The organism is Halomonas sp. 3F2F (assembly GCF_014897805.1).
Classification (GTDB): domain Bacteria; phylum Pseudomonadota; class Gammaproteobacteria; order Pseudomonadales; family Halomonadaceae; genus Vreelandella.
In genome coordinates, this window is sequence record NZ_JABUZE010000159.1 from 1 (window position 1) to 7,820 (window position 7,820).

Sequence of the window (7,820 nt, forward strand, 5' to 3'; positions counted from 1 at the left end):
CGCTTTGCTATATGGGGCTAGGGGGTAATGCCAGTCAGCCTTAACTGACTGGCATTAATCCAACGTGTGCCCCATTTTTTGCATGTAGTGCATAGCCTGTCGGCATATACACAGATAGCCGGTCTCACTGGTTAGTGGCCGGCTATTTGCGTTAATTTATTCCTCGTTATCTTCCAAACGACGATAAAGCGTTCGTCGAGCAATACCCAGCACTTCAGCCGTCCGCCGTTTATTGCCGCCGGTGGCCTCTAACACTTTGCGTATGTAGCGCTTTTCTACTTCTTCGAGGCTGGGCCAGCGGGTAGGTGCAGGTGCTGGCACTTGAGTGCCAGGTAACACTTCACCAGTAAGTGTCGGCGTTATTTCCGAGCCGTTATGTTGACTAGCCTGTTCGCGTAAACGCTCTGGCAAATCTTGGTGCTGCAATATGCCTTCTTCGCTCAGCGTTACGGCTCGCATAATGGCGTTTTCCAGCTCGCGTACGTTGCCGGGGTAGGTGTAGTTCAACAGGCTATTTAGCGCTTCGGGCTCGATTTGTTCAATCTGCTTACTTTGCGCTTCGGCGTGTTTGTCGATTAATGCAAACACAAGATGCTCTATATCGGTGCCACGCTCACGCAGTGGAGGAATACGCAGCGAGAACGTCTCAAGGCGATAGAACAAGTCACTGCGAAAATTCTCTTGTTCGATCTCTTTTTCAAGATTGCGATGGGTTGCGGCAATGATGCGAACATCTACCGGCTCCTCACGCTCGCCGCCAACGGGTCGTACCGTCTTTTCTTGTAGCGCGCGCAGCAGTTTGGCTTGAAGATTAACCGGCATTTCGCCAATCTCATCCAAAAACAGGCTGCCGCCTTGAGCGCTATGAAACAGACCGCGGCGCGCTTCGTTAGCCCCGGTGAATGCCCCTTTTACATGACCAAAAAACTCACTTTCCATTAGATCGGCAGGAATGCTGGCACAGTTAACAGGCACAAAGGGTGCTTCGTGGCGTTTGCTTTCTTGATGGATAGCGCGAGCTAATAGTTCTTTACCGGTACCGCTTTCGCCCAGAATCAAAATAGGCGCATCGCTTTTAGCCAGCCGAGATGCATCATGAAACAGAGACTGCATTGCTGAGCTTTTTCCGACAATGCCGTGAAACTGGCTCAACTCAGTATCGTGGGAGAGAGACAAGCGCTGGCGCTCTAAGACGCGAAAGACTGCCTCGCGGATGGCATCTAAATCCAATGGTTTAGTTAGAAAGTCGTCGGCACCCAGCTTTAGCGCCTCGACGGCTTGGTCAATGGTGCCAAAGGCAGTGATGACAATAATGCCCAGCTCGCTGCCGCTTTGACGCAGTTGCTGAAGTAGCTGAATGCCGGTCATTCCTGGAAGACGTACATCCGTAATCATCATCGCCACAGCTGTATGGCTTAGTAGCGCCAAGGCGTCTTCGGCACTGGGAACGCCTAGCGTGTCATAGCCCGCGTCGTTGAGCTCTTCTTCTAATAACTCACGTATAGCGGCGTCATCTTCCACTACCAATAAAGGTAAAAGGTGTTCCTGATGGGTCACAAACGTTTTCCTCAAGCGGATGCGGTTTCACTAAGGGGGAGCGTAATCTCGAATCCAGCGCCGCCAAGGCCGCTATCAAATACGCCAATCGTCCCGCCGTGGTCGTTAATAATGCGATGCACCATGGAGAGCCCTAAGCCACTGCCTTGGCCCACCGGTTTGGTTGTAAAGAAAGGATCAAATACTTGCTGATGATGCGATGCTGGAATGCCCGGCCCGTCATCTTCCACCCAGAGCGTTAACTCTTCACTGTATTGCTTGGCGCTAAGGCGTATACAGCTAACGTCTGGTGCTTGCGCTGCGTTGCGTAATAGATTGGTGAGTACTTGCACAATTTGCTGCCCATTGACCAATAGATGGGGGGTAGGGGAGGGAAGATCAATATCCAAGTGAATATTTCGCGGCTCCAGCTCCTCTTCCACGAGCTCACTGGCACTCAGAATAAGCTGATCCAACGCTTGCGTGTCTTTCTCTACGTTATGTTGTCTGCCTAGCTCCATTAATTGGCGGACAATTTGAACAATTCTTTCGACTTCGCCTCGGATACGGCCTAATCGTGCACGTTCGTCATCGCCAATGGTGTCCCTGCGGGCTAAGCGCTGGGCTTGGCCATTGATGACGGTTAATGGCGCGCCAATTTCATGGGCGACACCGGCCGCCAAAACGCCTAACTCCGCCAGCTTTTTAGATTTGCGCAGGCGCTTTTCTAATTCGATTTCGCGCTGCCGACGGGCATCAATATCGCGATCTTTTTCTGCCATGGCATCTAGCATGCCGTTCAAGCCAGATGCTAAACGGCGATATTCCGTCGGACCATCTACCGTAGCCCGTTGGCTGCGGTCGCCATCTTCCACAAGTAACATCACGTGCAAAAGACGGTTGAGCGGTCGTTCTATATAGTGCCTAAAGCCCCACCAAATGCTAAAAACAATACCGGCCGCTCCGATCACGAACACCAGAACTGCCACAATGCTGATAAAACCCGTGTAGTTTTCGATGCCGGTGTTAAGTCGGTTTACTTGCAGAACACCTTTCACCATGCCGTTTTGCGCCCGCAGCGGAATCAATGCTGAGTAGTACGTCCAGCCTTCCTGCTGGCGGTAATTGCTGTACAGATCATCTTGTTTGATAACCTGCTGAATTTCATCCGGCGAAAACAGGTCCTTGCCCAGACCAAGGCCATAAACTTCCCGGCCTTGGGTGTCGAACACATAAGCACCATAGATACGATGGAAGGAAAAAGCGGATTGCAACGCTTCTCCTAGTGGGGTGTCGCTATCACGAGTGACGGCGTAACTCAGTGATGTGCCCAGTGCACGGGTGATAATCTCAACTTCGGTTTGCAGCTTGGAGCGCACGTTATCTTCTAGCGACTTGATAGCCACTAGGCTAAAAACCACTAGAATGACAAACAGTGGCACGATGACCGTCAAAATAATTAAATTACGTAGTCGCATCAGGTATCCGTGATGAGTACCGGCTGTTCAGCAGTGAACAGCATTGGCAGCGTGCATAGATAGACAGTATAAATAAATAGACAGCATCAATAGGCAGTATAAAGAGTCGCGGTTCAGATAACGTTAGTGTGGGTTAATTAACCACCTGCAAACGGTAAAGGCTGCCCTGACCACTATCGGTTAGCAAATAAATGGCGTCGTTGGGACCTTGGCGCACATCGCGAATGCGCCCAATGTGGCCGTCAAGAATAACCTCTTCATCCACCACGTTGCCGTTTTCCAACTGCAGACGCAGTAATGTTTCGCTGGCTAAACCGCCAGCTAATAGCTGCCCCTGCCAGTCTCCAAACGCACTGCTGGTGACTTCGGTAAGACCCGAAGGCGCAAAACGGCCTTCAAAGCGGTAAACCGAGTCGACCATGCTGGGCTTCGATTCGACGCCAATCGGCTCATTAGTCCGGTAGTCATTCCCCAGGCTAACCTCTGGCCAGCCATAATTGCTGCCTGCTTTGATGTGATTAAGCTCATCGCCTGTGCGCGGGCCATGTTCGGTCGCCCAGGGTTCTCCATTGCTGCGTACGGTCAATCCTTGAATATTACGATTGCCCGTGGAGTAAATTTCATCCAAGGTGCTATCAGCGCCCACGAAAGGGTTATCGTCAGGAACACTGCCCGTATCCGTTAAGCGCAGCGTTGACCCCGCGTGGTCGTCGCTTGCCTGGGCACGGGATGGGTTAACGCCGCGGTCACCAATACTCATTAATAGTGTGCCGTCTGTTAGCCAAGCCAAACGCGAGCCGTAATGACGGCCGGGTGACGAGGCGCGATCCTGTTCAAAAAGGTGCTCGATCTCACCGAGTGAATCCCCTTGCCACTTAACCCGTGATAGTGCTGAGCGACTGTTATTGCCGTCTGGTTTGCTCCAGGTGAAATAAATCCAGTCATGTTCACCGTCACCAAAGGAAGGGTGCAAGGTGATATCGAGAAGCCCACCTTGCCCCTGGTGGCTGACCGTGGGCATTCCTTCGAGCGTTTGCTGGTTACCTGCCTGATCTACCAGGGTGAGTTGACCACGGCGTTCGCTGACTAAAAAACGCCCGTCAGGTAAAAAAGCCACTGCCCAGGGGCTGTTCAAGCCACTCGCCACACGTTCAAGTGACAAGGTCATTTGCTCGGTTTCGATCGCGTCGTGAACCATTTCTGCTTGAGCATTGCTAACAGTGCCCGCCAACATTAACCCACCAAGAGCTGTTAGAAACCAACGATAAGAAGGCGTCGTTAACACTGCTTGGCGTGCTTGTGATTGAGGTTGGCGCATCATGCTCACTCCTGTCGTCGGGGCCTTCGATGATCATGTTCTATGCCTAGCAGTGACTGCTTAAAGCGAGCGGGGTTCCCTGTGTTGCCATATATCCGGCGGGCTAAATCTGGCGGGCTATAGCAAAAGCGCTATATCAAAAACGCTACATCAGAAATGCCAGCAGTATCGGTAAATACACTAGGGCAAGCAGCGTAGAGCAAAAAACGAGGCTGGCGACATAGGCCGGTTCGCGCTGGGCACGCTGGGCGAACAAGTAGTTAAACACTGCCACAGGCATGCTCATTTGTAGCACCAGAATGCTTTGTGCCAGAGGGGGCAGGCCAACCCAACCCGCAATTAGCCACGCTGCCCCAGCGGCAAGGGGGATACGTACTAGGCTAAAACCGATGCCGGAACGCAGGCTTTTTACCTGGATGCTGGCTAGGGAAACCCCGAGCGTGATCAACATAAGTGGTACGGTGAAACCAGACATTAAGTCGACCGTATTGGCTAACCAAGGGGGCAGTGATGTGTCGGTTAACAGCAGCGCCATTGAGATTAAAATGGCATAGACGGTGGGCGTTTTTAGCAGCGTTTTAGTCGGGCTTCCGTTGCTATTGAGAACAGCCCCTAAGGTGAACTGAAAGAGTGAGACCGTCACCATCACTGTAATACCGTAGGCAAACCCTGCGCTGCCAAAGGCATACAGAACAACGGGTAGTCCCATATTGCCGGTGTTGGGATACATCATTGGGGCAAGTAATACGCGCCAACTGCGGCGCAATAGTTTGGCGACCACAAAGCTCGCCGCGCCCATGGTAAGTATCACAATAGCCGTGGCAAACATCATCTGCCCAAAGCTATTGGCATCGATATTAGCCCCAGAAAGTGAGGCAAGCACCAGCGCGGGTGTGCCGATGTTAAACACCAAACGAGTAATGAAATCGACGGGGTAGGGATGCCCTAAGCGTACCCATAGATATCCCAGCCCAGCACCGGCGAGTACCGGCGCCATCACGGCAAAAAGTTCGGCGAGCATTACCATTCCTTGACGATGATTAGCGGCTCATTGTCGTTAATTAGGCCGCTAACTGGCAAGGCGAATTGGTTATTCAGCGTTAGCGGTGGTGTGGTTGGTTTGCCAGGCAGCCGGAACTTGCTCGCGTAAAAAATCGAGCAGCGCGTTAACCCGACGCGAATGGTGGCCGTAAGCGTACAACATGGTGATTGGCAGTGGGGCAGGTTCCCAGCCGGGCAAGCAACTGACTAAATCACCGGGATGATGCTGCTCGCGTTTTTCAACCACCCAGTGGGGCAGCAACCCAATGCCTTGGCCATAAGCAATGGCATCAATTTGAAGCACCGTTAGATCAACGCGCAGCCGTGAACGGGGCGCATTAAACAGAAAGTCGTCGTGATGAGCATGGTGGAACAGCAAGCCACTAGAAGCGCTATCGAGTAAATCAATCCACGCGTGTGATTCTAGCTCGCTTGGGTGCTGAGGGTAACCAGCGCTGGCAAGATAGCTGGGGTTGGCATAAAGGCCGCGAGTCAAGTGCCCTAAGCGCTCCTGATTGAGACCGCATTCGTGGGTTGCCCCTAGCCAGATGTGCACACTGTTACTGTGCATTTTAGTGGGCGGAGATTCTCGCGTGTGGAGGGTTAATTCCACCTTGGGATAGCGGGTTAAAAATGCATCAACGACGCCTGCCATCCAACCTCGTGCTAATGCCCCGTGAACTTCCAGTGTTACTTTTCCGCTGATTTCCTCACGCAGTTCTGCCAGCGCTTCTTGGCTATGTGCCGCCATCGCTAGCAGTTCTGTGCAGTAGTTATGAAATAGCAGACCCGCTTCCGTAGGAATCAGCCGATTGGCTTGCCGCCTGAGCAGTGGCTGACCCAATCTTGCTTCTAACTGACTAATGCGGCGACTCAGTGTCGATTTAGCAAGTCCTAGCTTTTGTGCGCTGCGCGTTAGGCTACCGGTAGTCATCACATCGGCAAAGGCGGCGAGTTCATCAAAATCGTACATGGTCGGGGCCACTGGGCAACAATTGAAACGCTATTGTGCCATTTAATGATGTTAATGAAAATAATTGGCATTTGTGTTCCGGATGGCTGAACGCACTGTGCGACCTCTTTGTGTAAGAATTATGCAAAAATACGAATGTTAATGATTCGTATTTGATTGCGAGTGCTCTTTCACATTAAAGGAACCCTGCTATGTCTTCTCGTTTGCGTCGCACGCTATTGGCCGGTGCCATCTCTTCATTGGCCAGTAGTGCCGTGTTGGCACAAGAAACACCTCGACTAGATGATGTTGTGGTTACCGCATCGGGGTTTGAACAGCAAATTTCCAGTGCGCCTGCTTCTATTAGCGTTATTTCTCGGGAAGAGCTTGAGCGTGGACACTATCAAAATGTCACCGACGCGCTGCGCGACGTGCCGGGTGTGATCGTTACCGGTGGCGGCGCAGGTGACCGTGGCAATGATATTTCAATTCGTGGCATGCCCTCCCAGTACACCTTAATTTTGGTAGATGGACGTCCGCAAAACTCCCGGGAATCACGCCCGAATGGCAGTGCTGGGTTCGAGCAGGACTGGCTCCCGCCACTCCAAGCGATTGAACGCATTGAAGTAGTGCGTGGCCCAATGTCGACGCTCTACGGCTCAGACGCTATCGGTGGGGTGATCAACGTAATTACTCGCAAGGTGGCCGATAAGTGGCACGGTAATGTGCAGCTCGACACGGTGCTACAAGAAAACAGCAACTCGGGAGACAGCCGCCAAGCGAATTTCTACCTAAGCGGGCCGTTAGTGGGTGACCGGTTAGGGCTGCAACTTTATGGGCGTGCCTCAGAGCGGGATGAAGATGATATTTTGAACGGCTACGAAGAGAAAAGCCTGCAAAGTCTAACCGCACGGCTAAACTTCGCCGCTAACGATAATCACGACTTCACCGCCGAAGCTGGCGTTACCGAACAGGATCGTTACTCGCGGGTAGGGCGGTCTGGTGCTGCTGAAGGGTGTCGAGGTGGTTGCACCGACAGTATCGGCGAATACACCAACACTCACGTTGCGGTTACCCATAGTGGCCGCTTTGACTGGGGCACCAGCGAGACCTTTGTACAGCGTGAGCGTAGCGATAACAAATCCCGCGATATTGAAATTACCAATACTACCGCTAAGACCAGTGCAGTGATCCCACTAGGCATGCACCTAGTGACTGTTGGCGCGAGCTACGAAGAGGAGTCGCTGAACGATACCACCACCAACCGAATATCTGACCGGACCGAAATCGAAAATAGCCAACGAGCGCTGTTTGTAGAAGATGAGTGGATGCTGACCGACACCTGGGCGTTGACCGGTGGTTTACGCGTCGATGACGACGATAACTTCGGCAGCCACGTCAGCCCGCGCCTGTACAGCGTTTGGAATGCAACACCGGACTGGACCCTTAAAGGGCTCTTCGACGCCAAGTGTGGAATTCGCCCCCTGAGCTGGGC

Annotated in this window: 6 protein-coding genes; 1 reads left to right on the forward strand and 5 read right to left on the reverse strand. The window is 52.5% G+C overall.

Annotation, left to right across the window (positions count from 1 at the left end; translation table 11 throughout):
- Positions 1-156: 156 nt before the first annotated feature.
- The 5 genes from INT21_RS16785 to INT21_RS16805 all read right to left on the reverse strand — a co-directional run bounded on the left by INT21_RS16785 (position 157) and on the right by INT21_RS16805 (position 6,346).
- On the reverse strand, positions 157-1,557 hold the full coding sequence (locus INT21_RS16785; protein ID WP_193085492.1) for a sigma-54-dependent transcriptional regulator: 1,401 nt from the start codon (positions 1,555-1,557) through the stop codon (positions 157-159).
- An 11-nt stretch (positions 1,558-1,568) separates the two neighbouring features.
- The gene (locus INT21_RS16790) at positions 1,569-3,014 is read right to left on the reverse strand and encodes a sensor histidine kinase (protein WP_089039599.1); all 1,446 of its coding nucleotides are present in this window, start codon (positions 3,012-3,014) and stop codon (positions 1,569-1,571) included.
- Between the two features lie 133 nt (positions 3,015-3,147).
- Positions 3,148-4,335, reverse strand: coding sequence for a PQQ-dependent sugar dehydrogenase (locus INT21_RS16795; RefSeq protein ID WP_446719053.1), 1,188 nt, complete (start codon positions 4,333-4,335; stop codon positions 3,148-3,150).
- Positions 4,336-4,477: 142 nt separating this feature from the next.
- Positions 4,478-5,353, reverse strand: coding sequence for an AEC family transporter (locus INT21_RS16800; protein WP_193085493.1), 876 nt, complete (start codon positions 5,351-5,353; stop codon positions 4,478-4,480).
- A gap of 69 nt (positions 5,354-5,422) precedes the next feature.
- Entirely contained in the window at positions 5,423-6,346 is a 924-nt protein-coding gene (locus INT21_RS16805) for a LysR family transcriptional regulator (RefSeq protein ID WP_193085494.1), read from the reverse strand.
- Between the two features lie 191 nt (positions 6,347-6,537).
- Between INT21_RS16805 and INT21_RS16810 the strand changes: the two genes are divergently transcribed.
- A partial coding sequence (locus INT21_RS16810) for a TonB-dependent receptor domain-containing protein (RefSeq protein WP_193085495.1) occupies positions 6,538-7,820 on the forward strand: 1,283 nt, incomplete at its 3' end.